The 26,489-nt window shown below is 72.9% G+C and carries 28 protein-coding genes; 11 read left to right on the forward strand and 17 right to left on the reverse strand.

Annotated elements, in window-relative coordinates:
- Nucleotides 1-178 precede the first annotated feature (178 nt).
- Both J1G43_RS18065 and J1G43_RS18070 read left to right on the forward strand, forming a co-directional pair.
- Nucleotides 179-643, forward strand: a complete 465-nt coding sequence (locus tag J1G43_RS18065; RefSeq protein WP_207341790.1) for a DUF3237 domain-containing protein — start codon at nucleotides 179-181, stop codon at nucleotides 641-643.
- The gene (locus tag J1G43_RS18070; RefSeq protein ID WP_242635973.1) at nucleotides 640-1,947 is read left to right on the forward strand and encodes a flavin-dependent oxidoreductase; all 1,308 of its coding nucleotides are present in this window, start codon (nucleotides 640-642) and stop codon (nucleotides 1,945-1,947) included. Before J1G43_RS18065 ends, J1G43_RS18070 begins: the two co-directional genes overlap by 4 nt.
- 122 nt (nucleotides 1,948-2,069) lie before the next feature.
- Here J1G43_RS18070 and J1G43_RS18075 read toward each other — a convergent pair whose 3' ends face one another.
- Both J1G43_RS18075 and J1G43_RS18080 read right to left on the reverse strand, forming a co-directional pair.
- Nucleotides 2,070-3,956 carry an FtsX-like permease family protein gene (locus J1G43_RS18075; RefSeq protein WP_242636017.1) on the reverse strand — a complete coding sequence of 629 codons (1,887 nt, stop codon included), beginning with the start codon at nucleotides 3,954-3,956 and terminating at the stop codon, nucleotides 2,070-2,072.
- A 5-nt stretch (nucleotides 3,957-3,961) separates the two neighbouring features.
- Nucleotides 3,962-4,711, reverse strand: a complete 750-nt coding sequence (locus tag J1G43_RS18080; protein WP_207341788.1) for an ABC transporter ATP-binding protein — start codon at nucleotides 4,709-4,711, stop codon at nucleotides 3,962-3,964.
- Between the two features lie 174 nt (nucleotides 4,712-4,885).
- Between J1G43_RS18080 and J1G43_RS18085 the strand changes: the two genes are divergently transcribed.
- Complete coding sequence (locus J1G43_RS18085; protein ID WP_207371133.1) at nucleotides 4,886-5,749, forward strand: aldo/keto reductase; 864 nt, start codon at nucleotides 4,886-4,888, stop codon at nucleotides 5,747-5,749.
- Between the two features lie 87 nt (nucleotides 5,750-5,836).
- Nucleotides 5,837-7,768 (forward strand): heavy metal translocating P-type ATPase, encoded by a 1,932-nt coding sequence (locus tag J1G43_RS18090; RefSeq protein ID WP_207379013.1) that lies wholly within the window; start codon nucleotides 5,837-5,839, stop codon nucleotides 7,766-7,768.
- A gap of 34 nt (nucleotides 7,769-7,802) precedes the next feature.
- On the opposite strand, the gene bsh is transcribed toward J1G43_RS18090, so the two are convergent.
- The 6 genes from bsh to J1G43_RS18120 form a co-directional block, all read right to left on the reverse strand.
- Nucleotides 7,803-8,750, reverse strand: a complete 948-nt coding sequence (gene bsh / locus J1G43_RS18095; protein WP_207379014.1) for a choloylglycine hydrolase — start codon at nucleotides 8,748-8,750, stop codon at nucleotides 7,803-7,805.
- 114 nt (nucleotides 8,751-8,864) lie between these two features.
- On the reverse strand, nucleotides 8,865-9,188 hold the full coding sequence (locus tag J1G43_RS18100; protein ID WP_207371135.1) for a hypothetical protein: 324 nt from the start codon (nucleotides 9,186-9,188) through the stop codon (nucleotides 8,865-8,867).
- Between the two features lie 109 nt (nucleotides 9,189-9,297).
- Entirely contained in the window at nucleotides 9,298-9,900 is a 603-nt protein-coding gene (locus J1G43_RS18105; RefSeq protein ID WP_207379015.1) for a sugar O-acetyltransferase, read from the reverse strand.
- A gap of 30 nt (nucleotides 9,901-9,930) precedes the next feature.
- Nucleotides 9,931-10,440, reverse strand: a complete 510-nt coding sequence (locus J1G43_RS18110) for a GNAT family N-acetyltransferase (RefSeq protein ID WP_207371137.1) — start codon at nucleotides 10,438-10,440, stop codon at nucleotides 9,931-9,933.
- A 78-nt stretch (nucleotides 10,441-10,518) separates the two neighbouring features.
- Nucleotides 10,519-11,277, reverse strand: coding sequence for a nucleotidyl transferase AbiEii/AbiGii toxin family protein (locus J1G43_RS18115; protein WP_207371138.1), 759 nt, complete (start codon nucleotides 11,275-11,277; stop codon nucleotides 10,519-10,521).
- Nucleotides 11,274-11,900: a type IV toxin-antitoxin system AbiEi family antitoxin gene (locus J1G43_RS18120; protein ID WP_207371139.1), complete on the reverse strand. Its 627-nt coding sequence runs from the start codon at nucleotides 11,898-11,900 to the stop codon at nucleotides 11,274-11,276. The genes J1G43_RS18115 and J1G43_RS18120 overlap by 4 nt, the downstream gene beginning before the upstream one ends.
- Before the next feature lie 172 nt (nucleotides 11,901-12,072).
- On the opposite strand from J1G43_RS18120, the gene J1G43_RS18125 reads away from it, so the two are divergent.
- The 4 genes from J1G43_RS18125 (at nucleotide 12,073) to J1G43_RS18140 (ending at nucleotide 15,747) form a co-directional block, all read left to right on the forward strand.
- Nucleotides 12,073-12,651 (forward strand): helix-turn-helix domain-containing protein, encoded by a 579-nt coding sequence (locus J1G43_RS18125; protein ID WP_207371140.1) that lies wholly within the window; start codon nucleotides 12,073-12,075, stop codon nucleotides 12,649-12,651.
- Nucleotides 12,648-13,439, forward strand: coding sequence for an SRPBCC domain-containing protein (locus J1G43_RS18130; protein WP_207379016.1), 792 nt, complete (start codon nucleotides 12,648-12,650; stop codon nucleotides 13,437-13,439). The genes J1G43_RS18125 and J1G43_RS18130 overlap by 4 nt, the downstream gene beginning before the upstream one ends.
- A 149-nt stretch (nucleotides 13,440-13,588) precedes the next feature.
- Nucleotides 13,589-14,575: an SMP-30/gluconolactonase/LRE family protein gene (locus tag J1G43_RS18135; protein WP_207379017.1), complete on the forward strand. Its 987-nt coding sequence runs from the start codon at nucleotides 13,589-13,591 to the stop codon at nucleotides 14,573-14,575.
- A 158-nt stretch (nucleotides 14,576-14,733) separates the two neighbouring features.
- On the forward strand, nucleotides 14,734-15,747 hold the full coding sequence (locus J1G43_RS18140) for an SMP-30/gluconolactonase/LRE family protein (protein ID WP_207379018.1): 1,014 nt from the start codon (nucleotides 14,734-14,736) through the stop codon (nucleotides 15,745-15,747).
- A 146-nt stretch (nucleotides 15,748-15,893) separates the two neighbouring features.
- On the opposite strand, the gene J1G43_RS19725 is transcribed toward J1G43_RS18140, so the two are convergent.
- A complete protein-coding gene (locus tag J1G43_RS19725; protein ID WP_307859655.1) occupies nucleotides 15,894-16,406 on the reverse strand; it encodes a response regulator transcription factor in 513 nt (170 codons plus the stop codon).
- 466 nt (nucleotides 16,407-16,872) lie between these two features.
- On the opposite strand from J1G43_RS19725, the gene J1G43_RS18150 reads away from it, so the two are divergent.
- Nucleotides 16,873-19,254 carry a hypothetical protein gene (locus J1G43_RS18150; protein ID WP_207379019.1) on the forward strand — a complete coding sequence of 794 codons (2,382 nt, stop codon included), beginning with the start codon at nucleotides 16,873-16,875 and terminating at the stop codon, nucleotides 19,252-19,254.
- Nucleotides 19,255-19,391: 137 nt separating this feature from the next.
- On the opposite strand, the gene J1G43_RS18155 is transcribed toward J1G43_RS18150, so the two are convergent.
- The 3 genes from J1G43_RS18155 to J1G43_RS18165 are packed head-to-tail and all read right to left on the reverse strand — an operon-like array spanning nucleotide 19,392 to nucleotide 22,323.
- Nucleotides 19,392-20,072: a response regulator transcription factor gene (locus J1G43_RS18155; protein WP_207379020.1), complete on the reverse strand. Its 681-nt coding sequence runs from the start codon at nucleotides 20,070-20,072 to the stop codon at nucleotides 19,392-19,394.
- A complete protein-coding gene (locus tag J1G43_RS19730) occupies nucleotides 20,069-21,355 on the reverse strand; it encodes a sensor histidine kinase (protein ID WP_207379021.1) in 1,287 nt (428 codons plus the stop codon). Before J1G43_RS19730 ends, J1G43_RS18155 begins: the two co-directional genes overlap by 4 nt.
- 5 nt (nucleotides 21,356-21,360) lie before the next feature.
- Nucleotides 21,361-22,323, reverse strand: coding sequence for a CPBP family intramembrane glutamic endopeptidase (locus tag J1G43_RS18165; RefSeq protein WP_207341771.1), 963 nt, complete (start codon nucleotides 22,321-22,323; stop codon nucleotides 21,361-21,363).
- Nucleotides 22,324-22,467: 144 nt separating this feature from the next.
- Between J1G43_RS18165 and J1G43_RS18170 the strand changes: the two genes are divergently transcribed.
- Entirely contained in the window at nucleotides 22,468-23,148 is a 681-nt protein-coding gene (locus J1G43_RS18170) for a histidine phosphatase family protein (protein ID WP_207341770.1), read from the forward strand.
- Nucleotides 23,149-23,170: 22 nt separating this feature from the next.
- Here J1G43_RS18170 and J1G43_RS18175 read toward each other — a convergent pair whose 3' ends face one another.
- Together J1G43_RS18175 and J1G43_RS18180 are read right to left on the reverse strand one after the other, a co-directional pair.
- Nucleotides 23,171-23,668, reverse strand: coding sequence for a GNAT family N-acetyltransferase (locus tag J1G43_RS18175; RefSeq protein WP_207379022.1), 498 nt, complete (start codon nucleotides 23,666-23,668; stop codon nucleotides 23,171-23,173).
- Nucleotides 23,669-23,700: 32 nt separating this feature from the next.
- Entirely contained in the window at nucleotides 23,701-24,144 is a 444-nt protein-coding gene (locus J1G43_RS18180) for a hypothetical protein (RefSeq protein WP_207341768.1), read from the reverse strand.
- A 44-nt stretch (nucleotides 24,145-24,188) separates the two neighbouring features.
- Here J1G43_RS18180 and J1G43_RS18185 point away from each other — a divergent pair, with 44 nt between their 5' ends.
- Entirely contained in the window at nucleotides 24,189-24,485 is a 297-nt protein-coding gene (locus J1G43_RS18185) for an antibiotic biosynthesis monooxygenase (RefSeq protein ID WP_207341767.1), read from the forward strand.
- A 3-nt stretch (nucleotides 24,486-24,488) separates the two neighbouring features.
- Here J1G43_RS18185 and J1G43_RS18190 read toward each other — a convergent pair whose 3' ends face one another.
- The 3 genes from J1G43_RS18190 to J1G43_RS18200 form a co-directional block, all read right to left on the reverse strand.
- Nucleotides 24,489-25,334, reverse strand: a complete 846-nt coding sequence (locus J1G43_RS18190) for an esterase family protein (protein ID WP_207379023.1) — start codon at nucleotides 25,332-25,334, stop codon at nucleotides 24,489-24,491.
- Nucleotides 25,335-25,415: 81 nt separating this feature from the next.
- Nucleotides 25,416-26,045: a hypothetical protein gene (locus J1G43_RS18195; RefSeq protein WP_207341765.1), complete on the reverse strand. Its 630-nt coding sequence runs from the start codon at nucleotides 26,043-26,045 to the stop codon at nucleotides 25,416-25,418.
- Nucleotides 26,042-26,440 (reverse strand): cupin domain-containing protein, encoded by a 399-nt coding sequence (locus J1G43_RS18200; RefSeq protein ID WP_207379024.1) that lies wholly within the window; start codon nucleotides 26,438-26,440, stop codon nucleotides 26,042-26,044. The genes J1G43_RS18195 and J1G43_RS18200 overlap by 4 nt, the downstream gene beginning before the upstream one ends.
- Nucleotides 26,441-26,489 lie beyond the last annotated feature (49 nt).

Genomic DNA, 26,489 nt, shown 5'->3' on the forward strand with positions numbered 1-26,489 from the left:
CTGGTGCACGGTGGCCTCCTCGGTGGCGTCCTCGCCAGTCGTTGGTATGCCAACGATAGGCGTGATCCACGTCACACGGAAGGGGTGCGCGCCGCACCGACGGTGAGTGAGACGCCCCGGGACGGAGCTCCGCGGCGTCGGTAGGGTGCGCCGACCGCTCGACGACGAGGAGGCACCCGTGCTGGCACTGCGGCCACCGACCCTGGAGCACTTCTGCACCCTCCAGGTCGAGCTCGCACCGGTCATCGACGTCGGTCTCGGCCGGTTCGCCGAGCGGCGCATCATCCCGATCATCGGCGGCCGGGTCACCGGCAGGGTCAGCGGCACGATCCTCGACCTCGGCGCCGACTGGCAGTCCGTGACCCACGACGGCGTGGCCGAGCTGCACGCGCGGTACGCCTTCGAGACGCCCGACGGGGCGATCGTCGAGATCGTCAACACCGGCTACCGCCACGGCCCGCCCGAGGTGATGCGGCGGCTCGCGTCCGGCGCCCCGACGCCGCCGGAGTCGTACTCCATGCGCTCGACGGCCCGCCTGGAGAGCGGCCACCCGGACTACCGGTGGCTCAACCGGATGGTGTTCGTGGGCACCGGCGCACGCGACGCGGACGCCGTGCAGATCGACCTGTACAGCGTCGGATGAGCGGGCCGGACATGGCGCAGCCGCGTGTGCTGGTCGCCGGCGGCGGGATCGGCGGCCTGGCCGTCGCCCTCACGCTGCACCAGGTCGGTGTGCCGTTCACGGTGCTGGAGGGCGCGCGCGAGCTCGCGCCCCTCGGCGTGGGCATCAACCTGCAGCCCAACGCCGTGCGCGAGCTCGGCGACCTCGGCATCGGCCCCGACCTGCTGGACACGATCGGCGTCCCCGCGCGCGAGTGGGCGCTGGTCGGGCGCAACGGCCACGACATCTACAGCGAGCCCCGCGGTCTGGACGCGGGGTACCGCTGGCCGCAGTACGCGCTGCACCGCGGGCGGCTGCAGCTGCTGCTCGCGCAGGTGCTGCGCGAGCGGGCCGGTGCGGACGCGATCCGGCTGGGCCACCGCGTGACCGGCTACGAGACGCACACCGACGGGACCGTCACGGCGACGGGGCAGCACCCCGACGGCACGGTCTGGCACGAGCACGGGTCCGTGCTGATCGGCGCCGACGGCATCCACTCGGCCGTCCGTGCGCAGATGCACCCCGACCAGCCGCCGATCCACTGGGGCGGGACCATGATGTGGCGCGGCACCACGCAGGCGGTGCCCGTGCGCACCGGCTCGTCGTTCGTAGGCCTGGGCTCGGCCCGGCACCGCGTCGTCGTCTACCCGATCTCCCCCGCCGACCCCGTCACCGGCCTGGCCACCGTCAACTGGATCGCCGAGCTGCAGGTGGACGACACCGCCTGGCAGCGCAGCGGCTGGTTCCGGCAGGTCGACGTCCAGGAGCTCGCGCACCACTTCGACGGCTGGACGTACGACTGGCTCGACGTGCCCGACCTGCTGGCGCGCGCCGAGGTGGTCTACGAGAACCCCATGATCGACCGCGACCCCGTGCCGACCTGGCAGGACGGCCCGGTGCTGCTGGTCGGGGACGCCGCGCACGCCATGTACCCGACGGGGTCCAACGGGGCGAGCCAGGCGATCATGGACGCCCGCCACCTGGGGGCCGCGATGCTGCGGCACGGCGTCACCCCGGCCGCGCTCGCCGCCTTCGACGCGCAGCTGTGCGGACCGGTCTCCCGGCTGGTGCTGCGCAACCGGGGCGCCGGGCCGTTCGGGCTGCTGGACCTCGTCGACGAGCGCTGCGGCGGGGACTTCGACGACATCGACGACGTCGTCCCGGAGGTCGAGCGCACCGCGTTCATGGCCGGGTACAAAGCCGCTGCGGGGTTCGCGGTCGAGCAGCTCAACACCGCCGGGCCGACGATCGCGCCGGGCGCGCGGGTGGAGGGCCTGCGGGTCTGAGCCCGCGCCGGGCTCTGGCCCGTCGGCTGGACGTCCGGAGCCTGGAGCCCGACCGGGACGCGCCGACGGGCCCTCCACCCCGGGGCGGGGGTGAAGGGCCCGTGCGGGCGTCGGGCCGTCCCCTACGCGACGGCCGTCGCCACCCGCGTCGTGCGGCGCGCCGCCAGTGCGGTCGCGATCAGCGCGAAGACCACGACGGCCGCGCTGACGACGCCGTACGCCGGCACGTCCACCACGGGAGGCCCGTCGAGCACGCCCGCGCTCACCCCGATCAGCGCCGGGACGACCGCCAGGGTCCCGACGACCCAGGCCGTCACGCCCGTGATCGCCGCCTCGACGGTGGTCATCGCCATGAGCTGGCGACGCGTGGTGCCGGTGCGGTGCAGCAGCGCGAGCTCGTCGCGCCGCGCGACCGTGGTCATCGCCAGCGTGCTGGCCGCCCCGACCGCCACGACCGCGAGCAGCAGCAGGAGCAGTGCCGTCCCGACCTCGTTCTCGTCGCCGGCCGCACTCATGGCGGTGGTGATGTGGGTCTGCGGGTCCGCCGCCGTGGCGCCCAGGGCGGTGATCGCCGCGGTCGTGGCGGTCGCGTCCGCGCCGTCGGCGAGGTCGACCAGGACGGTGTCGGCCATGACCGGCAGCCCGTGGGCCTCGGCCGTCGCCGGCCCTGTGATGACCCCCGCGACGCCCATGCCGCGGGAGAACACGGCGACGACGGTCGCGTCGACCTCGTCACCCCCGAGGCGGAGCGTGAGCGTCTCCCCCAGCCCGGCACCGGACGTGAACGCCGTGTCGCTGCTGACGGCCACGGTGTCCGGTGCGTCGAGGTCGGCGAGCGACCCCTTCACGACGTCCGGGTCGAGCGCGGTGGTGCCGACGGGGACGACCCGCAGCGCGGTCGCCTCCCAGGCCAGCGCGCCGCCCTCGCTGTCGGTCCGGACCTGCGCCGGGACCGTCGCGAGCGGCACGGCAGCAGCGACCCCGGGCACCTGCGTGACCTGCGCGACCAGGTCCTGCGTCGCGTCCTGCGGGGGCGTGACGACGAGGTCCGCGCTGACCGCGGCGACGAACTCCTGCTCGGCCGCGGTCGTCAGGGCCCGGTTCACGCTCGTCTGGATGGTCGCGGCGGAGACGACCAGGGCGAGCGGCACGACGACCGTGGTCAGGCGCCGCGAGAAGCCGCGGACGTTGCGCACGGCGAGCATGGTGGCGGGACGACCACCGGCCGGGTGCATGCGTGCGACCCGGTCGAAGATCCAGCCGACCAGCACGGGACCGGCGAGCGCGACCGCCCCGATGAGCAGGAACGCCGACAGCGAGGCCATCGCGCTGCCGGTGGCGCCGGGGATCCACAGGGTCGAGAACGCCATGACCAGGCCGACGACGCTCATCGTCGCCGCGGTCAGGCGGCGGCCGGGGCCGACCTGCCGGTCCTCGACGGCGCTCTGCTGGAGCGCGGCGGTGGGTGCGGTGCGGGCGGCCTCGCGTGCGCCGAGCCGCCCCACGGGCACCGCGGTGACCACGATGAGCGCGACGGCGGCCAGGACGGGCAGCGGGGAGAGCGACGACGCGAAGTCCGGCGCGACCATCCCGCTGCGCACGAGCAGCGGGTCCAGCAGGCGGGCGCCGAACAGGCCCGCGACCGCCCCGAGCGGCGCGGCGACGAGCGACACGACCCCCACCTCGAGCGTGACGGTGCGACGCACCTGGGCCGGCGTCGCGCCGACGGCACGCAGGAGCGCGAACTCCCGGCGGCGGCTGCGCAGCGCCAGGCTGACGGTGGCCGCGACGACCATCACGACGACGACGATCAGCGTGCCGGCGTACGACGAGGCGAGGGCGACGAGCAGCCCGCCGGACGTCGGGTCGGCCGCGCCCTGCGTGCGCAGGCCCGACTCGAACAGGACGCCGGTGACGGCGAGCACCGCCGCGGCGACGGCCAGGACGACGGCGGTGCCGGCGAAGGCACCGCGGTGGGCGCGGACGCCCGAGGACGCGAGCTGCCACATCGGGCTCACCGTCCCTTCGCGAGGAGCCGGGCGGTGACCTGCTCGGCGGTGGGACGCTCGAGCCGGTCGACGACCAGCCCGTCCGCGAGGACGACGACGCGCTCGGCGGAGGCGGCGACCCCCGCGTCGTGCGTCACGATGACGACCGTCTGGCCGAGCTCGTCGGCCGTGTCCCGCAGCACCTGGAGCACCGCGGCCCCGGTCCTGGAGTCCAGCGCGCCGGTCGGCTCGTCGGCGAAGACGACCGCCGGCCGCGTGATGAGTGCGCGGGCGATGGCGACCCGCTGGGCCTGCCCGCCGGACAGCTCGCCCGGCAGCCGGTCCACGAGGTCCGGCACACCGAGGAACTCCAGCAGCGCCGCCTCCCACGCCGGGTCGACCTGGCGGCCCGCGAGCAGCAGCGGCAGCCGCACGTTCTCGCGGGCCGTGAGGTGCCCGATGAGGTTGTAGGCCTGGAAGACGAAGCCGACGTGCTCGCGGCGGAACCGGGTGAGGTCGTCGGGGCGCATCGTCGTCAGGTCGTGGCCGCCGACGACGACCGAGCCGCGGCTGGGGGTGTCGAGGCCCGCGGCGCAGTTCAGCAGCGTGGACTTGCCGGAACCGGACTGCCCGACGACCGCGGTGACCGACCCGGCCGGCAGGTCGAGGGAGACTCCGCGCAGCGCGTGGACGGGCTCACGAGCGGGGTAGGTCTTGTGCACGTCGACGAGGCGCACCGCGGTGCCCGTCGTCGCGGCCGTGGTCTGCGTGGCCATGGTGGTCTCCTGGTTGTCGAGGTCCTGGTGTTGCTCTCGAACCTAGGGACCGGGCGGGGTCGCCATCGAGCCTCGGAAGAGGGCCCCGGGCGAGTTCCATCCTTCGACGGAGGCGCCGTGCGGGACGTGGCGCGTCGGCGTGCGGGACGTGGCGCACCGGGGTGGGATGGGCGGATGCAGACACGACACATCGCCGACGTCCCGGTCAGCGCCATCGGCCTCGGCGGCATGCCCATGTCGATCGAGGGCCGCCCCGACCGGGAGCGCTCGATCGCCACCATCCACGCCGCGCTCGACGCGGGCGTCACGCTCATCGACACCGCGGACGCGTACCACCTGCACGCCGACGAGGTCGGCCACAACGAGGACCTCATCGCCGAGGCGCTGCGCACCTGGTCGGGCGACGCCTCGTCCGTCCTCGTCGCCACCAAGGGCGGGCACCTGCGCCCCGGCGACGGCTCGTGGACGGTGAACGGCCGCCCCGAGTACCTGAAGCAGGCCGCGCAGGAGTCGGCCCGCCGGCTCGGGGTCGAGGCGATCGGCCTGTACCAGTTCCACCGCCCCGACCCGGACGTGCCGTACGAGGAGTCGGTCGGCGCGCTGGCCGAGCTGCTCGACGCCGGCACGATCCGCCTCGCGGGCGTCTCCAACGCGAACCCCGAGCAGATCCGGCTCGCGCAGGAGGTGCTGGGCGGGCGCCTCGCGTCCGTGCAGAACCAGTACTCCCCCGCCTTCCGGTCGTCCCAGCCGGAGCTGGACCTGTGCGCCGAGCTCGGCATCGCGTTCCTGCCGTGGAGCCCGCTCGGCGGCATCGCCAAGGCCGCCGACCTGGGCGACACGTTCGCCCCGTTCGCGCAGGTCGCCCAGGCGCACGGCGTCAGCCCGCAGCAGGTGGCGCTCGCGTGGGAGCTCGCGCAGGCCGACGTCGTCGTCCCGATCCCCGGGGCGTCGCGGCCCGCGTCGATCCAGGACTCCGTCCTGGCGGTGGACCTGCGACTGACGCGCGAGGAGATCGAGCGGCTCTCCGCGGCCGCCTGACGCACCGGCAGGCCTGGCCCGCGCGCGCGGGTCAGGCGTGCCTGTCCTTCGTGGCGGAACGACCCCCGCGAGGCGTACCACTGAGGTATGGGCACGTTCGTCCACCGCCTGCTCGACTACCCGGTCGTCCTCGCGACGGTCGCGGTCGCGGCCGTGGGCGGGCTGCTCGAGGCGACGGGCGACGGCACCACGGCCCGGTGGGTCGTCTCCGTGTACGCCGTGGGCGTCGCGCTGCTGCAGGCCCGCGGGATGGTGGCGGACCTGCGGGCGGGGAACCACGGCGTCGACCTGCTCGCGGTGACGGCGATCGCCTCGACGGTCGCGGTGGGCGAGTACTGGGCGGCCCTGGTGGTGTGCCTCATGCTGTCCGGCGGCGAGGCCCTCGAGGACTACGCCGCGGGTCGGGCCCGGCGCGAGCTCACCGGGCTGCTGCAGAACGCGCCCCGCACGGCGCACCTGCTCGGACCGGACGGGGAGCCCACCGACGTCCCGGTCGGGGACGTCGTGGTCGGCGACCGGGTCCTCGTGCGTCCCTTCGAGGTCGTCCCCGTCGACGGCGTGCTGGAGTCGGACGACGCGATCCTCGACGAGTCGTCGCTGACCGGGGAGTCGCTGCCCGTCGAGCACGTGCGCGGCGACGGCCTGCTGTCCGGCGCGATCAACGGTGGCGACGCCATCGAGCTGCGCGCCACCGCCGCGGCGGCGGACTCCCAGTACCAGCGGATCATCGCCCTCGTCCGCGAGGCGCAGGACTCCAAGGCGCCGTTCGTCCGGCTCGCGGACCGGGTGGCGGTGCCCTTCACGCTGTTCGCGTTCGCGGTGGCCGTCACGGCGTGGCTGGTCTCGGGGGACCCGGTCCGGATCGCCGAGGTGCTGGTGGTCGCCACCCCGTGCCCGCTGATCATCGCCGCCCCGGTCGCGTTCATGGCCGGGATGTCCCGCTCCGCGCGGGCCGGGATCATCGTGAAGAGCAGCGGCACCCTGGAGCAGCTGGCCCGGGCGCGCACCGCCGCGTTCGACAAGACCGGGACCCTCACCCACGGGCAGCCGCGCGTCACGCACGTCGACGCCGAGGGCCTCGCGCCGCAGGACCTGCTGCTGCTCGCCGCGGCCGTGGAGCAGTACTCGAGCCACCCCCTCGCCGAGGCCGTCGTGGAGCGCGCCCGCGGGACGGGCCGGACGCTGCCGCCCGCGCAGGACGTCGTCGAGGTCCCCGCGCACGGTGTGCGCGGGACGGTCGACGGGCGGGTGGTCGTCGTGGGCAAGGCCGGCTGGGTCGCGCAGGAGTCGGGTGCCGCACCGGCGTCGTCGGACGGGGACACGAGCATCCACGTGGCCGTCGACCGGCGCCTCGCGGGCAGCCTCACGCTGGCCGACGAGCTGCGCGCCGAGACGGCCGCGACCATGGCCGCGCTGCACCGCGCCGGCGTCTGCACCACGATGATGCTGACCGGGGACGGCGAGCAGGTCGCCCGGCGGATCGCGGCCGAGGCCGGCATCGACGACGTGCGCGCCGAGCTGCTGCCGCAGGACAAGGTCGCCGCGGTCCGGTCCGCCCCCCTGCGCCCGGTGATGATGGTCGGCGACGGCGTGAACGACGCACCCGTGCTGGCCGTCGCGGACGTCGGCATCGCGATGGGCGCGCGCGGTGCGAGCGCCGCCAGCGAGTCCGCGGACGTCGTCATCACGGTCGACGACCTGTCCCGCGCGGCGCGCGCCGTGCAGATCGGCCAGCGCACCATGCGGGTCGCGTGGCAGTCGATCGCCATGGGCGTCGGCCTGTCCGTGGCGCTGATGCTCGTGGCGGCCACCGGCAGCCTGCCCGCCCTCGCGGGCGCGTGGCTGCAGGAGGCGGTGGACCTCACCACGATCCTGTGGGCGCTGCTCGCGGTCCGGGCGAGCCGGGCCGAGCGCGTGGAGACCGCGAGGATGACCGAGGACGTGGCCCGCTCGCGTGCCGACCGGGAGCGCGCGGCGACGGTCGACGACGGGCGGACCGCGGCCCTGCGGGGCGCCTGACGCGGCGCCGGCCGCAGGGCCGCGCGGGTCCCCCCTACGCCGAGACCAGCTCCGTGCCGTCCGGCTTCAGGTCGGCCAGCGCGACGCTCTGGATCGCCGGGTCGTCGTACAGGTTCCAGTAGTACGTCGTCGTCCGGGACGAGAAGAGACCGGTGTAGATCGTCTTCTCGAACGCCCCGTCACCCATGGCGGCGGCGCCGTCGACCATCGCGACCTGCTGCAGGGTGTGGAACGCCCGGCTGACGTTGTCCTCCTCGCTGGTCTTGGTCGGGTAGTGGGCGTTGACGTACGCCGCCCGCACGAACCGCGAGGTGGAGTAGTAGTCGCCCGGGATCCCGCGCATGTGCGAGCCCGAGCCGAACGGCGTGAGGCTGGCCCGCCCGACCTGCAGGGCGTCGGGGAACTCCGGGCCCGTGTTGAGGTAGTTGCGCAGGTTCTCGTGGTGCCACTCGAACCCGGGCTGGTTGGCCAGCACGTCCACGTCGTCGTCGAAGACGTGCAGGCCGGTGGCCGTGTGCTCCACCACGATCGCGCGGTTCGCGTCGGCGATGATCCAGTGCAGCAACGAGCTCGGGAACTTCTCGTTGATGGGCTTGTCGACGATCGTCACGTCCGCGAGCGCGGCCTCCACCTCGTCCACCGAGGCGAACTGCGAGCCCACCCAGAGGGGGAACTCCCACGCGGCGACGTTGGTCCTCCCGTCGACCGGCCCCGGCGCGTACTGCGCGTACCCGGGGAAGTTCAGGCCCGCCACGGCGAGGCCCGCGTCGTTGCCGAGGTCGAAGTACAGCGGCGTGTCCTCCTCGACGATGCCCATGCCGATCGTCGCGTGGCGGATGCTGCCCACGGCACCGAACGGCGACCTGGGCGTGTATCCGGTGGGCGTGACGAGCACCCGCTCCCCGTACCCGACGGTCCAGTCGAGGTTGCGGGCGAGGTAGAGGTTGCCGTCACCGTCCGAGAATCGAATGCCTGTGCACATCTGGTTGCCCCCCTGTCTTCGGCGGGCCGGCCGCCCGCCGCCCTTCGATGATGCACCGCCGTCCAGGAACGGGCATGTCCGGACAGGACGGACGCCCGGTGGGCTCGAGAAGCGTCAGCCCAGCACGCGCACGGCGACGACGGTGCACTGCACGGGGCGCGACTCGTTGCAGCCGCCACCGACCCAGACCTCGACCTCGTCGCCGTCGGAGGGCGCGTCCACCTGCGCGCCGTCGGCGTCGACGACCACGGCGTCCGTCAGACGCAACGCCATGCCCTCGTAGTAGTCGTCGGACACCGTCGTGAGGGACTGCTCAGCGCCGTCGGCCGTCACCGTGCCGGTGACCTCCGGGGAACGGTCCGGCAGTCCGTTCGACGCGCACCCCCCGAGCGCCAGCACGACGAGGGCCGACACCACCGGGCGCGCACGAACGCTCATCCGCGGAGTATCGCCGAGCGTTCGCGGCGGCGGCAGTCACCCGTCCGGGCAGGCGCGGGTCGGGCGCTCGACCAGCGCGTCGTCGAGCGTCGTCGCGCCCGCCGCCGGGTCACCGCGCGTCGCCGGGCTCGATCGTCCGCACGACGCGGGCCGGGTTGCCCACGGCCACGACGTTCGCGGGCAGGTCACGCACGACGACGGCCCCGGCGCCGACCACCGTGTTGTCCCCGATCGTCACCCCGGGGCAGACGATGACCCCGCCGCCGAGCCACACGTTGTCGCCCAGGGTGATGGGCTGCGCGGCCTCGAGCTTGTCGCGGCGCGGCTGCGGGTCCACGGGGTGCGTCGGGGTCAGCAGCTGCACGTTCGGGCCGATCTGGCAGTCCTCGCCGATGGTGATGGTCGCGACGTCGAGCGCCGTGAGCCCGGAGTTGACGAAGGTCCGGGCGCCGACGTGGATGTTCTCGCCGTAGTCGACGGCCAGCGGCGGCTTGATGAACGCGCCCTCGCCGAGCGAGCCGAGCAGGTCGCTCAGGATCGCGCGCGCACCGGCGTCGTCGGAGGCGACGACGGCCCGCTGGTACGCGTCGACCAGCGCGGTGGCGCGGCGCGCGATGCGCTCGCTCTCCGGGTCGTCGGCGATGTAGAGGTCACCGGCGAGCATCCGCTCGCGGTTGGTGCGGGGGTCGCCGGCGAAGTAGTCGTGAGCCATGTGCTCGAACGTACACACCATCGGTGCAGGTCACGGCACGCCCGCGTGGATGAGCACCTCCCGCTGGTCGTCGCCGTACCGGGCGCGCTTCTCGACGCCCAGCCCGATCTTCGACGCCACCCGCTGCGACGCGACGTTGTCCGGCGCGATGATCGCGATCAGACGGGTCGCCCCCAGCACCTCGCGGGCGAAGTCACGCGCGGCCAGCGCGGCCTCGGTCGCCAGCCCCTCGCCCTGGCGGTCCGCGCGCACGTGGTACCCGACCTCCAGCTCGTCGACACCGTCGATGTGCTGCACCGTCAGCCCGCAGTCGCCGACGAACTCCCCGGTCGCCCGGTCCACCAGCACCCACAGGCCGAACCCGTGGTCGCGGTAGGAGCGGCGGGTCCAGTCGATCCACTTCTGCGCCTCCTCGCGGGTGCGCGGCCGGGGGTAGTGCGCCATGACGACGGGGTCGCCGAGCAGCGCCGCCATGTCGTCGAGGTCGTCGTCGGTCATCGGGCGCAGCAGCAGGCGGGGGGTGGGGCCGGGGACGTCCATGCCCGACAGCGTGGCGTCCGGGGGGTGCGACACGCCAGCCCGTCGGTGCGGCCGGCCAGCCCCGGGCGCACGCGCGGCTCACCGCGCGGCGGTGTCCCACGCGGCGCGGACGACGGCGATGGCCTCGGTGGCCGTGACGCCGAGCCGGGTCTGGTGACCGAGCGCGCGACGCCACATGGCCTCGTCGGCCGGCACGTCGAAGACCCACGCGCCCGGCGGCTTTCCCGTCGGTCCTGCAGCCAGGAAGACGTCCAGCGCTGCCGCGTCCACCAGCCCGCGCCGGGCAAGGGCCCACAGGTCGTACAGGTCACGAGGTGCACGACGGTCGATCCACGCGCTGAGCTTGGCGGCCGCGAAACCCGCTGCCGTCAGGGTCCGAAGGCGGGCCGGAGGCGCGTCGGAGTACCGCTGCTCGACCTGCCGCACCTCCGTCGGCCACAGGAACCCGTCGTCGGCCAGGAGCTGGACCCGGACGGCCAGCGTGTCACCCACCTCGAGCAGGGCAGGCTCCGCGCCACGCGCTGAGGCGAGCGCGGGTCGCCAGGTGGGCCGCCCGTGGCTCCGGGCGAGACCGCGCCGCACCGCCCTGTCGATGTCCTCCGCGACCCTGCTGCGCGGCGCGAGCGCGACCAGGTCGATGTCCTCGCTCAGGCGGGCGTCGACCAGGTGGGTGCGCGACAGGGCTGTCCCTCCGAAGAAGACCAGGTCGTCGGTGGGGACTCCCGCAGCGAGGGCACCCAGGACATGAGAGATCAGGTGGTCGCGTCGGACCTGCTCGAGAGCGACGCCGAAGCGCTCGGCCACAGCCGCCCACTCCGCGTACCCGCTGCCGGTCATCGCCTGGCCTCGAGCCGTCGGAGCGTCGCCCGCATGCGCTGGTGCTCCGCGAGGTCCTGCAGCTGCGCGGGGTCGCACGCCGGCCACAGGGCGTCGATCGCCTCCTGGGCGTCGACGTCGTGACCTCGCGGGTCCGTGCGCGCGAGGTCGAGGACGGTCTGCTCCGGGGTGGTCGCGAGGGCGGGCCCCAGATCCGTCGGGACGAGGACGGCGTCCAGCGCGGAGACGTCCCGCTCGGTGAAGACCACGCGGGCGTCGCGATCCGCCAGCACCGTGGGGCGCCGGTAGGTCGGGACCGCGACGTGCCCTTCACCGACGGCACGCGGCAGCGCTCGGTGGACCCGGGCGGCCGTGAGGCCCATCAGCACGGGCACCCGGTCGCCGACGTGCGCAGTCGCCACCGCAGCGGTCGCCGCCTCCAGGGTGGGGCGCCACGTCGCCGCATCGACGTCGAGGGGCACGGCGCAGTAGATCCCCCGGGCCAGCCGGTGCAGCACGCCGCGCAGCCGGAGCTCGCGGATCTCCTTCTTGGGGTGCGCGTACACGTGAGCCAGGTCCGCGACGCGGATGGTGCGCAGGGGTGCCCGGGCCGCGAGCCGGGCGATCTCTTCGCGTCCACTCATTCTGCAGATGGTAACCGCAGGAGGTTACCTTGTGCAGACTGAATCGGGCTTCTCCTCGCCGTGAGCGCACGGTCGGACAGCAGTGCCGCTCGCCCGGAACTTTGTTCGCTGCCGCACCGCGCCGACCTCCCGGACCCTTGACAAATATTCTTGTCAAGGGTTCCCTGGACCCATGCAGGACGTCGAGGTCATCGAGGACGCGGACACCGCCGCCGTGGCGCTGGACCCGGTCCGGTCACGGCTGCTCGGCGAGCTGGCCGAGCCCGCGTCGGCCGCCGGGCTGGCCGCCCGCGTCGGCATCCCCCGCCAGAAGGTCAACTACCACCTCAAGGCGCTGGAGGCGCACGGCCTGGTGGAGCTGGCCGAGGAGCGCCGGCACGGCGGCATCACCGAGCGGGTGCTGCGGGCGTCCGCCGCGCGGTACGTCGTCTCCCCCGCGGCCGTCAGCGCGTCGGCCGCCCAGCCGGACGCCACCTCCGACCGGCAGTCCGCCGGGTACCTCGTCGCACTGGCCGGGCGGCTGGTGCGGGAGGTCGGCGCGCTGGTTCGCCGGGCCGGGACGTCGGGGGCACGCGTCCCCACGCTGACCATCGACACGCAGATCGGGTTCCGCTCCGCCGCCGACCGTGCGGCCTTCGCGGACGACCTCACCGCCGCGGTGCTCGACCTGGCCGCGCGCTACCACCACGACGACGGGCGCCCGCACCGGCTCGTCGTCGCCGCGCACCCGCTGCCCGAGGAGGACGCATGACCACCGCACCGCACGTCCCGTACCGCCTGGAGTTCGACGTCGAGGTCCCCGGGACCCCCGAGCAGGTCTGGCAGGCCATCGCGACCGCCCGTGGCCTGAGCTCCTGGTTCCTGCCGACCCGCATCGAGGAGCACGAGGGCGGCACCCTGCACTTCGCGATGGGCAGGGACATGGGCTCCGACGGCCACGTCACCGCCTGGGAGCCGCCGCACCGCCTCGTCTACGAGGAGGACTGGGCCGGCCTCATGGGCAAGGACCCGGACGACCTGAGCCCCATGACGTCGCAGTTCGTCGTCGAGGCACGCTCCGGCGGGACGTGCGTCGTGCGCGTGACCACCAGCGGCTTCGGCATCGGCGCGGACTGGGAGCAGGACTGGTGGCAGGACATGGGCGCGAGCTGGAGGCCCTCGTTCGACGTCCTGCGCCTGTACCTCGCGCACTTCGCGGGCCAGGAGGCCACGCAGCTCGAGGCCGACGCCGTCCACCCCGGCGACGAGCCGACGGTGTGGGCGGCGCTGCGCGGCGCGCTCGGGCTCGGCGACGTCGGGTCGACGCTCGACGTGCGCGGGGCGACCGGGACCGTCGAGAGCGTCGGCCCGCGGCACGCGGTCGTCCGGCTCACGGGCCCGGTGCCCGGCGTGCTGAGCGTCGGCGTGCACGACGCCGGCGAGGGCACGACGAACGCGTCCGTGCGCGCGCACCTCTTCTCGCCCGACGCCGCCGCGTACGTGCAGCGCGAGGAGCCGGCGTGGCGTGACTGGCTGCAGGGGCTGAGCGTCCCGGCGTGAGACGCCCGCGCGGCCTCCTGGCACGCGCGGCGGCGCGGTCCCTACAGTGGGCACCGCGCCGAATCGTCCCGATCGTCACGGTGCACCCAGGGGTGTCGGCGGGGGCCCGCGCCCGGTGGGGCCGACGCCCCCGTCGAAGGGGTCCACCGATGCGCTCCAGCCTGACGACCACCCTTGCCGCCGTCGTGGCACTGACCCTCGTCACCGCCGTCCCCGCCGCCGCGCACGACGCGGGGCAGCGGCACCGCCCCGACCTCCCGACGACGTACCTGCTGGACCCCGTGGGCCCGGCGGCCGACGACATCTACCCCGAGGGCATCGCCGCCCGCGGCGACGACTTCTACGTCAGCAGCACCACCGACGGGACGATCTACCGCGGTCGTCTCGACCAGCCCACCGCCGTGCCGTTCCTGCCCGGCGGCCAGGACGGCCGCACGATGGCGGTCGGGCTGAAGGTCGACGGCCGCACGCTGTTCGTCGCCGGGGGCGCCACGGGGCGCGTCTGGGCGTACGACCTGCGGACCCGCGAGCTCACGGGCTCCTGGCAGGTCGTGCAGGACGGCACCCCGACGTTCGTCAACGACCTGGCCGTCAGCCCCCGCGGGGACGTCTACGTGACGGACTCGATGCGCCCGGTGCTCTACCGGATCGACGCCCGCGAGCGCCGCACGACGGGCACCGAGCTGCTCGAGCCCGTCGTGTCGTTCGAGGGCACCGACTTCACGTACGACCAGGACGTCAACGCCAACGGGCTGGTGATCTCGCGCGACGGCCGGTACGCCGTCGTCGCGAAGACGCGGACGGGCGAGCTCTTCCGCGTGGGGCTGACCGACGGGAGCGTCGTGAAGGTCGACCTCGGCGGCGCCTCGGTGGCCGGCGACGGCCTGCTGCTCGACGGGCGGCGGCTGCTCGCGGCCGAGTGGACGGCCGACCCCCAGTCGGTCGTGACCGTGGACCTCTCCCGGGACCTCGCCTCCGGGACCGTGGTCTCGCGCACGACCGACCCGTCGTTCGACGACCCGACGACCATCGCCCGGGCCGGGCGCAGCCTGCTGGTGGTCAACAGCCAGTTCGAGACCCGGGCGGCCGGCGGGACCCCGGAGCCGTTCACGGTGTCGCGGATCCCCGTGCCCTGAGCCACCGGGCACCCCCGCACCGAGCGGTGGCACGCGGGGCGACGCCGTCCCTACAGTGGCCTCGGCGCCGATTCGTCCCGATCGTCACGGTGCACCCAGGGGTGTCGGCGGGGGCCCGCGCCCGGTGGGCCGGACGCCCCCGTCGAAGGGGTCCACCGATGCGCTCCAGCCTGACGACCACCCTGGCCACCGTCGTGGCCCTCACCCTCCTCACCGCCGTCCCGGCCGCCGCGCAGGAGACGCGGGTGCAGGACGTGCAGACGCAGGAGCGGCACCGCCCCGACCTGCCGACGACGTACCTGCTGGACCCGGTGGGCCCGGCGGCCGACGACATCTACCCCGAGGGCATCGCCGCCCGGGGGAACGAGTTCTACGTCAGCAGCACCACCGACGGGACGATCTATCGCGGTCGTCTCGACCAGCCCACCGCCGTGCCCTTCCTGCCGGGCGGCGAGGACGGCCGCGTGGTGGCGGCCGGGCTGAAGGTCGACGGCCGCACGCTGTTCGTCGCCGGCGGCCCCACGGGGCTCGTCTGGGCGTACGACCTGCGGACCCGCGAGCTCACGGGGTCGTGGCAGGTCGTGCAGGACGGCACCCCGGCGTTCCTCAACGACATCGCCGTCGGGCCCCGCGGCGACGTCTACGTCACCGACTCGTCGCGTCCGGTGCTCTACCGGATCGACGCCCGCGACCGCAGGACGACGGGCACCGAGCTGCTGAAGCCGGTCGTCTCGTTCGAGGGCACCGTCTTCACGTACGACCAGGACATCAACGCCAACGGGATCGTCGTCTCGCGCGACGGGCGGTACGCGGTGGTGTCGAAGCCGCGGACGGGCGAGCTGTTCCGCGTCGGGCTGAAGGACGGCAGCGTGGTGCGCGTCGACCTCGGGGGCGCCTCGGTGGCCGGCGACGGCCTGCTGCTGGACGGCCGCACGCTGTACGCGGCCGAGTGGACGGCCGGGCCGCCGCAGTCCGTCGTCGAGGTCAGGCTGAGCCGGGACCTCGCCTCCGGGACCGTGGTCTCCCGCACGACGGACCCCTCGTTCGACGACCCGACGACGATCGCCCGCGCCGGGCGCAGCCTGCTGGTGGTCAACAGCCAGTTCGAGATCCGGTTCGGCGGCGGGGGGACGCCGGGGCCGTTCACGGTGTCGCGGATCCCGCTGCCCTGACGTACGGCGCCCCGGCGGTGAGGGGAGCGCCCTCCGACGGGACGGCTCTCAGTACGCGTACCGGCGGACGTTCTCGGGGTGGATCACGAGCCGGACCTGGTCCTCGGCGAGGATCCCCTGCAGGTCCTCCACGCGAACCGGGTCCGTCAGGTCCCAGTAGCGGGCCGCGAGGCGGGCCGCCAGGTCGTGCGCGCCGTCGCTCTCGACCGTGACCGGGCCGGACACCGCCACCCAGTGCTCGCGCTCGCCCACCGGTGCGGCGACGACGATCGACGCCCGCGGGTCGCGGCGCAGCCGCCGGACCTTGAGGGTGTCCGGCCCGGCAGCAGCAGGATGTCGAGCTCGCGCGGGGTCAGCAGCTCGCGGGCCCGGGCGGCGGTGACGGGCTGGGTGCGGCGGCGGGTGACGACCTCGCGCAACACGCGGCGGGTCAGGGCGTTGGCGAGCATCCCGTGGCCGGCGGCGACCGAGCGGACGGCCTCGACGAGCGTGGCCGGCTCGGCGTCCTTCAGCAGGAACCCCGACGCGCCGGCCTCCAGCGCGCCGAACAGGTACTCGTCGACGTCGAACGTCGTGAGCACCAGCACGGGGATCGGGTCGGCGACGTCCGGGCCGCACAGCTCGCGCGTCGCGGTGATGCCGTCCTTGCAGCAACCCACACTGGCGGGGTCAACTACGGAAGCGCGGGCTCCGAACGCTGACCCACGACCGGCGGCGACACGCGAGAGGACCGAGACCACTGAGGTCTCGGCCCTCTCAAGTACGACAAGCCCATTCCGATGGGACCTCAGTTCGCCATGACTGATCCTTCGTACGACAACATGGACGGGCTCGGGCAACGTACGACTGCTGACGCAGCCGCGTCAAGCCCGGCGCTCGGCACTCAGCTGGCTCTCCAAAACGCACACGAGTGGCCAGTTCGCGTGAACTGGCCACTCGTGGAAGTCGGATCCGTCAACTCGAGACTGTCTAGATGCTCATGATCCGTCCTTTGCCAGGGTACACGGACAGGCTCGCCTAGCGTACATGAGACTGAGAGCTACGTCAACACCGGGCAGTTCGCCGATCTCGCCACGCACCAACGCGCATTGTGCGATGCTATGCCAAACCCGGCGCGGAGGACTCATGGACAGGTACGCAAGTGCCCAGGCGGCGATGCAACAACTCGCAGTTGACCATGCAAGTCCGGGCAGCCTCAACGAGGCGACGACCCGGATCCGCGTTATCGATCGAATCCTCCTTGATGGCCTCGCGTGGCGCACTATGGATATCGATACGGAGCTCGGCGGCACGGACGGTTATGTAGACTATGCGCTCGGGTCGCCGATTCCCCAGGCTATAGTTGAAGCCAAACGCGAAGGCATTCACTTCACGATTCCAGCAGGCCTTGAGAGCCGCCGAAAAATTGACCTTCGGACCCTAATGGCGGATCCCGCAACAAAGAAAGCGATTGAACAAGTTCTGACATACTGCCAGGCCCGTGGCGTGCCGATCGCAGTCGTTACCAATGGACATCAACTCATTGCATTCTACGCCTCTCGACAGGACGGGATCCGCCCCTTGGCCGGCGAGGCGCTGTGTTTCCACAGCCTCCACGAGATGGCGGAAGACTTTTCAGTGTTCTGGGCCATGCTCTCGCGACATGGGATGGCCCAGAGAAATCTCTTACGCCACCTAGCCGTGGGAAATCGACAACCGCTCCCCCCTGCTAAACTCTCGTCCTCCATTACCAGCTACCCTGGATTGCGCGCTCGCGGTGCCCTGGATACCAACCTCCAAATGCTCGGAAACGCTTTCATTCGCGACATCGAGGGCCCTCAGCAGGCTAGTGACGAATTCTACGAGTTCTGCTACTGCAACACTGGTGCCTTATCGCAGTACGCGCTTGTCAGCAAAGAGGTCCTGCGCGAACGCTACGCCGCGACGATCTCGACAACTGGCGCAGACCTCGCGCCAGTGAGGCAGAAGCGTGGAAAGTTGCACCCAGAACTCGGCTCAAGCCTCACCCGGGCTATGCAGTCGAGCCCGCTGATAATACTTGGCGACGTTGGCGTCGGAAAGACGATGTTTCTTCAGCACTTGATCCGCGTCGAAGGTCGAGATCTGCTTGAGGACACGTTGGCCTTCTACATTGATTTTGGCGCAAAGGGGACCTTCGAGGACTTCGAGAGCTTTGTGTATGCCGAGATCTCTCGCCAACTTACAGAGGACTACGACGTCGAGATCACCGAAGTCAGTTTCGTGAGAGCTGTCTATAACAGGGAGATCAATCAATTCGCGCGCGGTATCTATGGGGCGCTAAAGGCATCGCAACCAGACATCTACGCCCTCAAGGAGGCTGAGGAGCTCGAGCGACTCGTCTCTAGCAGGGACCATGTCCTGCGTTCTCTTAGGCACCTGAACTCACGATATGCGCTGGTCGCGATCCTGGACAACATTGATCAGTGGCCGATCGAGGACCAAGGCAGGGTATTTCTGATCGGCCAGGCTCTCGCCGCCCAATGGCCGGTAACAGTATTTATCTCACTGAGGCCTGCGACGTTCTTCAACTCTCGCTCGACCGGCACCCTGTCGGCGTATCACCTCCGCGTTTTTACTGTTGCTCCTCCGCGCGTGGATGAAGTCATCCTCCGTCGCCTGGAGTACGCGAGAGAACTAGCGAGCCGACAGACCCACCTTCCGGAGGCGCTTCAGTTCTCCATCGATGACGTAGGCGCGTACCTCGACATGCTGGAAGCTAGTTTTGGCAATAGCGAACAGTTGCGGGAACTTGTCGACAACCTTAGCGGAGGGAACACCAGGAGAGCAATATCAATGCTCTCGCGGTTCGTGGGCAGTCCCTATGTAAACACAGAGCGCGTGCTGACGGAGGCGCGCAATGGGCGACGATACACGGTGCCAGCCCACGAATTCTTGCGCGCAGTGGTGCTCGGGGACTATGCTCAGTACGACCCCACCAAGAGTGAAATTGTTAACGTCTTTGATATATCGGTGGAGGACGGTCGCGAGCACTTTCTCCTCCCAGCGCTTCTGTCGTATATTCGTGGTAGAGACGAGGGTCGAGGTGCTTTTGTTGAGGTAGGTGTGATCTACGCGGAGTTTGGAGCGCTCGGTTTTAGTCAGGAGCAGATCGCTTATCATCTCGAGCGCGCAGTGCGATACAGCCTGCTAGATTCCTCGATGGATGGCACCGCCGGCCCCTACCGCACAAACCAATTAGGCGCGTACACCGAAGCTCGACTCCCCGCGTTTTTCTCCTACATAGACGCGATTATCGTCGATACTCCAATCGTGAGGTCGTCGACCCGTAGAGAGATTCGAGATGCTCGCACGTTCGACGAACGCGTTTCGCGCGCGGTCATGTTTGTCGATTACCTAGATCAGGAGTGGACTGGCGCCGGCATGGAGACCGTTTATGCGTGGGACAGGATCAGCGCCACCTTGCGCAGCGATATCGATGACGCCGTCCGCAGACGTGACCGAGCGCGAGGAATGGCTGGTTCTTGACAATTGACGCGATCCGATGTCGATAGAGGCAGTGGACCAAAACGCACAGCGCACCGCGAGTTGGCAATAGGGCAGCGACGTGGCCTCTCCCTAGACGGCCTCGACCTCGCTGCCAGGGCATTCCAGGAGTTCGCGGCCTAACCCGTGACGTCCACGATCCCGTTCTGGTACGCCCACACCACGGCCTGCAGCCGCGACTTCACGCCGAGCTTCGGCATGAACCGCGCGAGGTGCGACTTCACGGTGGAAACCTCGAGGTAGAGCTCGCGGGCGATCTCCTCGTTCGACATGCCCTGCGCGAGCAGCAGCAGGATGTCGAGCTCGCGCGGGGTCAGCAGCTCGCTGGCCCGGGCGGCGGTGACGGGCTGGGTGCGGCGGCGGGTGACGACCTCGCGCAACACGCGGCGGGTCAGGGCGTTGGCGAGCATCCCGTGGCCGGCGGCGACCGAGCGGACGGCCTCGACGAGCGTGGCCGGCTCGGCGTCCTTCAGCAGGAACCCCGACGCGCCGGCCTCCAGCGCGCCGAACAGGTACTCGTCGACGTCGAACGTCGTGAGCACCAGCACGGGGATCGGGTCGGCGACGTCCGGGCCGCACAGCTCGCGCGTCGCGGTGATGCCGTCCTTGCCGGGCATGCGGATGTCCATGCACACGACGTCGGGCCGCAGCCTGAGCGCGAGCTCGACGGCCTCCATGCCGTCCGCGGCCTGGCCGACGACCTCGACGCCCGGCTCGGTGCCGAGCATCGTCGCCAGCCCCATGCGCACCAGCGGCTGGTCGTCGGCGACGACCACCCGCACGGTCCCGGTCACGGTCATCGGCCCTGTCCCCCGCTCGTCGTCGACCCCGGCGCCGGTCCGCCCACGGGGACCGACAGCACGACCTGCCACCCGCCGTCGAGCGTCGGGCCGAACCGCAGGCTCGCGCCCGTCAGCTCCGCGCGCTCCTGCATGCCGACCAGACCGTAGCCGGGGTCATGAGGAGCAGGGGCCGCGCGGACGGCAGGCGGACGGTTGCGCACCACGACCTCCAGACGCCCCTCCTCCTGGGCGTCCAGGCGCACCGAGCACGGCGCACCGGGCGCGTGCCGGGCGGCGTTGGCGAGCGCCTCCTGCACCACGCGGTACGCCGCGAGCTGCGCCAGCGGCCCGACACCCCCCGCGGCGGCGACGTCCGCGACGGGCCCCACCGTCTCCAGCGACACGTCCGCCCCCGCCGCCCGCGCCGCCCCCGCCACCAGGTCGCCGATCCCGGCGAGCGTCTCCATCCGCACCGGGCCGCCGGGCTCGACGGGCACGTCCACGTCACGCAGCAGCACGACGAGGTTGCGCAGGTCCCGCAGCATCGCGGTGCTCTGCTCGCGCACCTGCGCGACCGCGACCTTCGCCCCCTCGGGGTCGACGTCGATCTGCCGCCCGATCGCCCCGGTCATCACGGCGATCCCCGACAGGTGGTGCGCGGCGATGTCGTGCAGCTCGCGGGCCATCGCCGTGCGCTCCCGCTCGACGGCCACCTGGACGAGCGCGTCGCGCTCGCGGTGCTGCGCCTGCGCGGTGCGGGCGAGCGCGTCGACCGCGTCACGGCGGGACCCGACGACGCTCGCGAGCACGAGTGGCAGGCCCACGGCCGCCAGGGCCTGCAGCAGGCCGGCCACGACCACGGTCCACCCCTCGGCGCCGTTGCGGGCGGTGGCCGCGGCGACCCCTCCGGCCACCAGGGCAGCAGCCGCCACGAGGGTGGTGGCAAGACGCCCGGCGGGCCGCGCGAGCACCGCCCGGTACGTCGCGACCATCACCGCCAGGAGGAGGACACCCATGGCGTCACCGAGGACGAACCCCGCGGGCACCCCCGCGGCGACCGCGAGGAGCGCGGCACGCGGCCGCCCCGACGACCACACGGCGAGCGCCACGGCCTGCAGGGTCAGCACCACGGCCGACCACCACCACGCGGCGTCGCCGAAGCCCGGGAGGACGAGCGCGGCCTCCGGGTCGGCCTCGCTGACGACCACGGAGGCGGCCAGCAGACCGACCGAGAGCACCCAGACCACCGCCGGCACGACGTCCGTCGGCCGGCGGTGGTGCTGAGCAGGAGACTCGGTCACGGTCGTCACGATAGAGGGGTCGGTGCCAGCCGGCGGTCGGTCCCCGCGCCGTGCGCCTGCTCGACCGTGACGGCAGGCGCCTCCTCGTGCGACGTCCAGCCCAGTCGGCCGCGGCTGCGGACCAGCACGACGACCGCCGCGACGGTGGCCGCGAGGATGAGCGCACGCTGGAACGTGTCACGGTCCATGCCGGGGAACATGCTCTCCCACACGGTCGACGCGGTGTTGTTGATGCTCACGTGCAGCAGCATCGCCATCGGCAGGCTCTGGCCGGTGCGGTTGAACACCCACGTCATGACGATGTTGAACACGATGCAGAAGGCGATGAACTCCAGCGGCCGCGACCACGGCATCTCGGGCCACCCGGCCCACGACGTGAGGTGCAGCGGCAGGTGCCACACGCCCCACAGGAGCCCGATGAGCAGCGCCGCGACCACCGGCCCGAACCGACGCTGCGCCCGGGGCAGCGCGAAGTCACGCCAGCCCGGCTCCTCGGCCAGGCCCGTGGTGACCATCTGGATGAGCAGCCCGGGCACGAGCGCGACGATCGCGAGCATGGCCGGCGCCTGCATCTGCCCGCCGGAGAAGACCAGCCCGGACAGCACCATCGCGGTCGGGACACCCAGCAGGATGCCGACGTACCAGCGCCAGTTGACGCGCCACCGCCACAGCCGCCCCACCCACGCCCGCAGCCCGGCGCGGCCGTCCGCGACCGCGGTGACCAGCAGGGCCGAGCCGATGGGCCCGAGGTAGGCGCCGGGCAGCATGCCGAGCAGCTGGCCGCCCTCGTCGCCGGGGAACGTGAAGTCCCAGACACCGAGGCCGTGGTTCGACAGGATGAAGGGGATCCACGCGATCCAGCTGAGTCCCAGCGCGAGGACGACGAACGACAGCAGCGGGCGGCGGCGGATCAGACCGGGCAGGCCGCCCCGCTGCTGCGGGGGTGCCGGTGGGGTGAGGACGCTCATCGGAGTTCCCTTTCGTCGGGGTCGGTGCGACATGACTCGACGCTAGGAATCCGGGGGGTGCTGCCGCGCCGGGCGCAGGGACGAACCGGGGCGGTTGCATCGAAGGATGGAGGCGGGCGTGGCGGCGCGTGGGAGGGTGCGCGCGTGGACTCCGCGACTCTCCCCGCACCGCCCGTGCCCGGCGTCGTCCCGCCGCGGGTGCGCACCGTCAGCGTCGTGACGCACCCGGAGGCGACGCACCACGTCGACGGGCTGGTCGGCGGGCAGCACGACTCGGACCTCACGCCGCGCGGCGAGCACCAGGCGGCGGCGATCGCGGCCGTGCTGCGCGAGCGCGTCGGCGCGTCGAGCGTCGCCGTCGTGTCGTCGGACCTGCGCCGCACGTGGCGGACGGCGCAGGTCGTGGCGGCCGCGCTGGGCGCCGCACCGGAGGCGGACGCCCGCCTGCGCGAGATCTCCTACGGCGACGCCGAGGGCCGCCCGCAGGCGTGGCTCGACGCGCGGTACACCCCGGCGCCTGCCGTGGGCGACCGGCTGCGGCACCACCCGGGCGTGCCCGGCGCGCAGACGCGGCTCGACGTGGCGCTGCGCGTCTACGGCGCGATGACGGACCTGCTCGCGCGGGACGTCGACGAGCTCGTCGTCGTGACCCACGGGTTCACCGCGACCCTCGTCGTCGCGGCGTGGATCGGCATGCCGGTCGAGGCCGCCGGGCACGTCGCGTTCCCCGTCCCGTCCGGCAGCATCACGACGCTGCGGGAGGACGGGTTCTTCCACAACCGCGCGGTGGTCACGGTCGGGGACGTGGCGCACCTGACGGTCTGACGACGCCGAGGGACGCCGTACCTCACCGCACCAGACGCACCGCCTCGATCCCGCCGAACGACGACCCGTCGTCGGTCGCACCGTCGGCGGCGAACCCGTTGCGCTCGTAGAACCGCACGGCCCGCGGGTTGCCGCGCGCAGCCCAGAGCTGGGCGGGCTCCGCCGGGGGCAGCACCGCGTCGAGCAGCGCCTGCCCGACGCCCGCGCCGTGGTGCGCCGCCAGCACGTAGAGGTTGGACAGCTCGCGCTCGCGGACCGGCTCGTGCCCGTGCCGCGCCGTCGCCTCACCCACGATCGCGAGCCCGACGACCTCACCGTCGACCTCGGCCAGCGTCGCGTCCAGCCCGTCGTCGAGGAGCCGCCGCCAGATGGCGACGCTGCGCTCCTGCGACGCGCGGGCCCAGAACTCGGGTGAGGCGAGCCCGGTGAACGTCTCGACCCACGACGTGAAGTGGACGGTGCCGGCGCGCTCGGCGTCGGCCGGCACCGCACGGCGGAGCAGCATCCCGGGACGCGTCATGCGGGCAGGCTACGGCCGCCCGGGTGACGGTGTCAGCGGGTCCGCACCGACAGCAGGAACTGCCCGCCGCCGGGCTCGACCTGCGTCGTGACCGGCAGGTCGGGGGCGAACCGCGACAGCCGGTCGACCAGCCACTCGGCGGCAGCGTCCGCGTCGGCCCGGCCGGGGCAGCGCGCCACGACCTCCCGCCCGCCCTTGCGTCGCAGCCGCTCCACCGTCTCCGCGATGGGCGCGGGGTCGACGACGAACAGGTCGGGCGACCACGGGACCACCGGCTTGACCGCACCCTTGCGGGTGTTGCACGCCCGGTGCGCCAGCCGCTCGGGAGCGGCCGCACCCTTCTTCGCCTTGGGGGCGACGCCCGCGTCCACGCTGGGCCCCAGGTCGGAGTTCACCGACGCGTCGGGGTCCACCGGCTGGTCGCACAGCCAGCAGCGCCACGCGTCCCGCTCGCCGACCTCGTTCAGGTTGCTCATGGGCGCACCGTAGCCGCCCGGGCTTCCTCTGCCACGATCGCCGCATGGTCCTCGAGCACGCGCTGCTGTCCGTCGTCCCCGGCCGTGAGGCGCAGTTCGAGGACGCCTTCGGGCGTGCCCGGGCGATCATCGCCGGCACGCCGGGGTTCGAGGGCCTGACGCTGTCGCGCTGCGTGGAGCGACCGGGCACCTACCTGCTGCTCGTCACGTGGCGGTCGCTGGAGGACCACACCGTGGGGTTCCGCGGGTCGGCCGGGTACCAGGAGTGGCGCCGGCTGCTGCACCACTTCTACGACCCGTTCCCGGTGGTCGAGCACTACGAGCAGGTGCTCACCGCCTGAGCGTCACGCGCGCGGGCCCAGAGCCCAGCGCAGCGCGTCGGGCAGCAGCACGCCGCCGTGGTTGGTGCTGTGCCCGCCGTCCCCGAGGACGAGGCGGTGGTCGTACCCGGCCTCGGCCAGGGCGGCGGCGACACGCAGGTTCTCGGCCAGCCAGTTCCGCGTGGGCGCGTCGTGGTTGAGGTCGCGGTGCCCGGCCTGGAGGAAGACCCGCAAGGGCTTGCGCGGGGTGCTCGCCAGCAGCTCGGGGTACGGGTTGCCGCCGGGCATCTGCGCGAAGCTCGACAGGAAGCACACGGCCCGCCGGAACCGGTCGGGGCGCATCCAGGCCACCGTGAAGGCCGCGTCGCCGCCGCTGCTGCCCCCGCACACGCCCCACCGCTCGGGGTCGTCGGTGACGTCGTACCGCGTGGTGACCAGCGGGAGGATCTCGTCGAGCAGGAAGGTCGCGTAGCGGTCGTCGAACGCGTCGTACTCGACGTTGCGGTTCTTCGGCTGCGGGCTGCCGACGACGACGCCGGGGTCGACGAACACGCCGAGCGTGTACGGGACGTCGCCGGCGTGCACCAGGTTGTCGAGGACGACGCCGCCGCGGACGTCCCCGTCGGGGTCGAGGTACAGCCCGCCGTCGTTGAACACCATCACCCCCGCCGGCGGCGGGGGGCCGTCGTGCGCGGGGACGTGGACCCGGACCCGGCGCGTCGTGCCGGGGTAGACCCTGCTGGTGTCCCACCGCAGCTCCACCGTCTCCCCGGCCGGCACCTCCGGGCGACGCTCCGAGTCGGGACCGTGCGCGTACCGCACGTCCGTGAGGTCGAGCGGCAGGGGGCGGTACGGGACGACGGTGGCCATGCGCGCACGCTAGGCCAGGGGCACGTCGGACGTCACCGGCGATGACGCCGCACGTCGACCTCGGACCGCGGGGCCTGCGCCTCAGGCGCGACCCTCGCCCCCGAGCGCGATCGTCGTCCGGACCGCGGTGACGGTCGGGCGGTGCGGCACGGACGAGAAGCCGAGCTCGACGGGCGGCACGTCCGGCAGCAACGGTCCGCACGGCACCCCGTCCCAGGTCGCGTCGACGTCGACGACCCGGTGCTGCCCGGTGGCGCCGTACCACTCGCGGCGCCCCTGCCCGGCGCTGCCGACGGTCCGCACCCCCGGGACCAGCCGCGACGCGACCGGGTCGACCGCGGCGGCGAACGCCCGCGAGCGCGTGACGGGCCGGGGCAGGGCGGTGAGCAGCGCCCCGAGCGCGGTCCGCCCGCCCAGCGTGACGTCCGCGGTCAGCGGGCCGGAGGTGACGTGCCAGCGTCGGGTGGCCGGGTCGCACGTCACGCGGACCGGTGTGACGACGACCTCGTCGACGACGTAGGTCGCGGTGACCTCGTCGGCGACCGCGTCGGACGGTGCGAGCAGCGTGCGGCGGCCGCGCGCGTCCTGCGTCATGACGTCCGCGAACCGCCCCCACGGCGAGCGCAGCCACCGGCCCACGACGACGCGACGCCCGTCCGCGGTGGCCAGGCCGAGGATGTGCCCCTCGTACCGGTCGACGGCGCCGGTCACGACCCGCGGTAGTCCGCGTCGGTGACGTGCTCCAGCCAGGTGACGACCTCGCCGTGGTCGTCGGCCTGCTGGAGCGCGACGTGCGCCATGAAGCGGTCGGGGCTCGCGCCGTGCCAGTGCTCCTCGTCCGGGTCGATGTGCACGACGTCCCCCGGGCGGATCTCCTCGACCGGGCCGCCGCGGCGGGCGACCCGGCCGATGCCGTCGGTGACGTAGAGCGTCTGCCCGCGCGGGTGGCGGTGCCACGCCGTGCGGGCGCCGGGCGCGAACCGCACGTGCCCGCAGCCGGCCGACCCGGGACCGTCGGGGTCCCGGACGCCGTCGATCCAGACGGCGCCGGTGAACCAGTCCTCGGGGCCGGGGACGGACCGGCCGCCGCTGCGCGTGATCTTCATGTGATCCTCGTTGGCGGGCGGGTGAGGGCGTCCGTCGTCGGGCGTCCGC

Source organism: Cellulomonas sp. zg-ZUI22 (assembly GCF_017353535.1).
In the GTDB taxonomy this organism is placed as follows: domain Bacteria; phylum Actinomycetota; class Actinomycetes; order Actinomycetales; family Cellulomonadaceae; genus Cellulomonas; species Cellulomonas wangleii.

What these genes read in the sequence shown, in the direction of transcription:
- J1G43_RS18070 (WP_242635973.1), top strand. Translation starts at nt 640, where the DNA reads ATGAGCGGGCCGGACATGGCGCAGCCGCGTGTGCTGGTCGCCGGCGGC.
- J1G43_RS18075 (WP_242636017.1), bottom strand. Translation starts at nt 3,956, where the DNA reads ATGTGGCAGCTCGCGTCCTCGGGCGTCCGCGCCCACCGCGGTGCCTTC.
- J1G43_RS18080 (WP_207341788.1), bottom strand. Translation starts at nt 4,711, where the DNA reads ATGGCCACGCAGACCACGGCCGCGACGACGGGCACCGCGGTGCGCCTC.
- J1G43_RS18085 (WP_207371133.1), top strand. Translation starts at nt 4,886, where the DNA reads ATGCAGACACGACACATCGCCGACGTCCCGGTCAGCGCCATCGGCCTC.
- J1G43_RS18090 (WP_207379013.1), top strand. Translation starts at nt 5,837, where the DNA reads ATGGGCACGTTCGTCCACCGCCTGCTCGACTACCCGGTCGTCCTCGCG.
- bsh (WP_207379014.1), bottom strand. Translation starts at nt 8,750, where the DNA reads ATGTGCACAGGCATTCGATTCTCGGACGGTGACGGCAACCTCTACCTC.
- J1G43_RS18100 (WP_207371135.1), bottom strand. Translation starts at nt 9,188, where the DNA reads ATGAGCGTTCGTGCGCGCCCGGTGGTGTCGGCCCTCGTCGTGCTGGCG.
- J1G43_RS18105 (WP_207379015.1), bottom strand. Translation starts at nt 9,900, where the DNA reads ATGGCTCACGACTACTTCGCCGGCGACCCCCGCACCAACCGCGAGCGG.
- J1G43_RS18110 (WP_207371137.1), bottom strand. Translation starts at nt 10,440, where the DNA reads ATGGACGTCCCCGGCCCCACCCCCCGCCTGCTGCTGCGCCCGATGACC.
- J1G43_RS18115 (WP_207371138.1), bottom strand. Translation starts at nt 11,277, where the DNA reads ATGACCGGCAGCGGGTACGCGGAGTGGGCGGCTGTGGCCGAGCGCTTC.
- J1G43_RS18120 (WP_207371139.1), bottom strand. Translation starts at nt 11,900, where the DNA reads ATGAGTGGACGCGAAGAGATCGCCCGGCTCGCGGCCCGGGCACCCCTG.
- J1G43_RS18125 (WP_207371140.1), top strand. Translation starts at nt 12,073, where the DNA reads ATGCAGGACGTCGAGGTCATCGAGGACGCGGACACCGCCGCCGTGGCG.
- J1G43_RS18130 (WP_207379016.1), top strand. Translation starts at nt 12,648, where the DNA reads ATGACCACCGCACCGCACGTCCCGTACCGCCTGGAGTTCGACGTCGAG.
- J1G43_RS18135 (WP_207379017.1), top strand. Translation starts at nt 13,589, where the DNA reads ATGCGCTCCAGCCTGACGACCACCCTTGCCGCCGTCGTGGCACTGACC.
- J1G43_RS18140 (WP_207379018.1), top strand. Translation starts at nt 14,734, where the DNA reads ATGCGCTCCAGCCTGACGACCACCCTGGCCACCGTCGTGGCCCTCACC.
- J1G43_RS18150 (WP_207379019.1), top strand. Translation starts at nt 16,873, where the DNA reads ATGGACAGGTACGCAAGTGCCCAGGCGGCGATGCAACAACTCGCAGTT.
- J1G43_RS18155 (WP_207379020.1), bottom strand. Translation starts at nt 20,072, where the DNA reads ATGACCGTGACCGGGACCGTGCGGGTGGTCGTCGCCGACGACCAGCCG.
- J1G43_RS18165 (WP_207341771.1), bottom strand. Translation starts at nt 22,323, where the DNA reads ATGAGCGTCCTCACCCCACCGGCACCCCCGCAGCAGCGGGGCGGCCTG.
- J1G43_RS18175 (WP_207379022.1), bottom strand. Translation starts at nt 23,668, where the DNA reads ATGACGCGTCCCGGGATGCTGCTCCGCCGTGCGGTGCCGGCCGACGCC.
- J1G43_RS18180 (WP_207341768.1), bottom strand. Translation starts at nt 24,144, where the DNA reads ATGAGCAACCTGAACGAGGTCGGCGAGCGGGACGCGTGGCGCTGCTGG.
- J1G43_RS18185 (WP_207341767.1), top strand. Translation starts at nt 24,189, where the DNA reads ATGGTCCTCGAGCACGCGCTGCTGTCCGTCGTCCCCGGCCGTGAGGCG.
- J1G43_RS18190 (WP_207379023.1), bottom strand. Translation starts at nt 25,334, where the DNA reads ATGGCCACCGTCGTCCCGTACCGCCCCCTGCCGCTCGACCTCACGGAC.
- J1G43_RS18200 (WP_207379024.1), bottom strand. Translation starts at nt 26,440, where the DNA reads ATGAAGATCACGCGCAGCGGCGGCCGGTCCGTCCCCGGCCCCGAGGAC.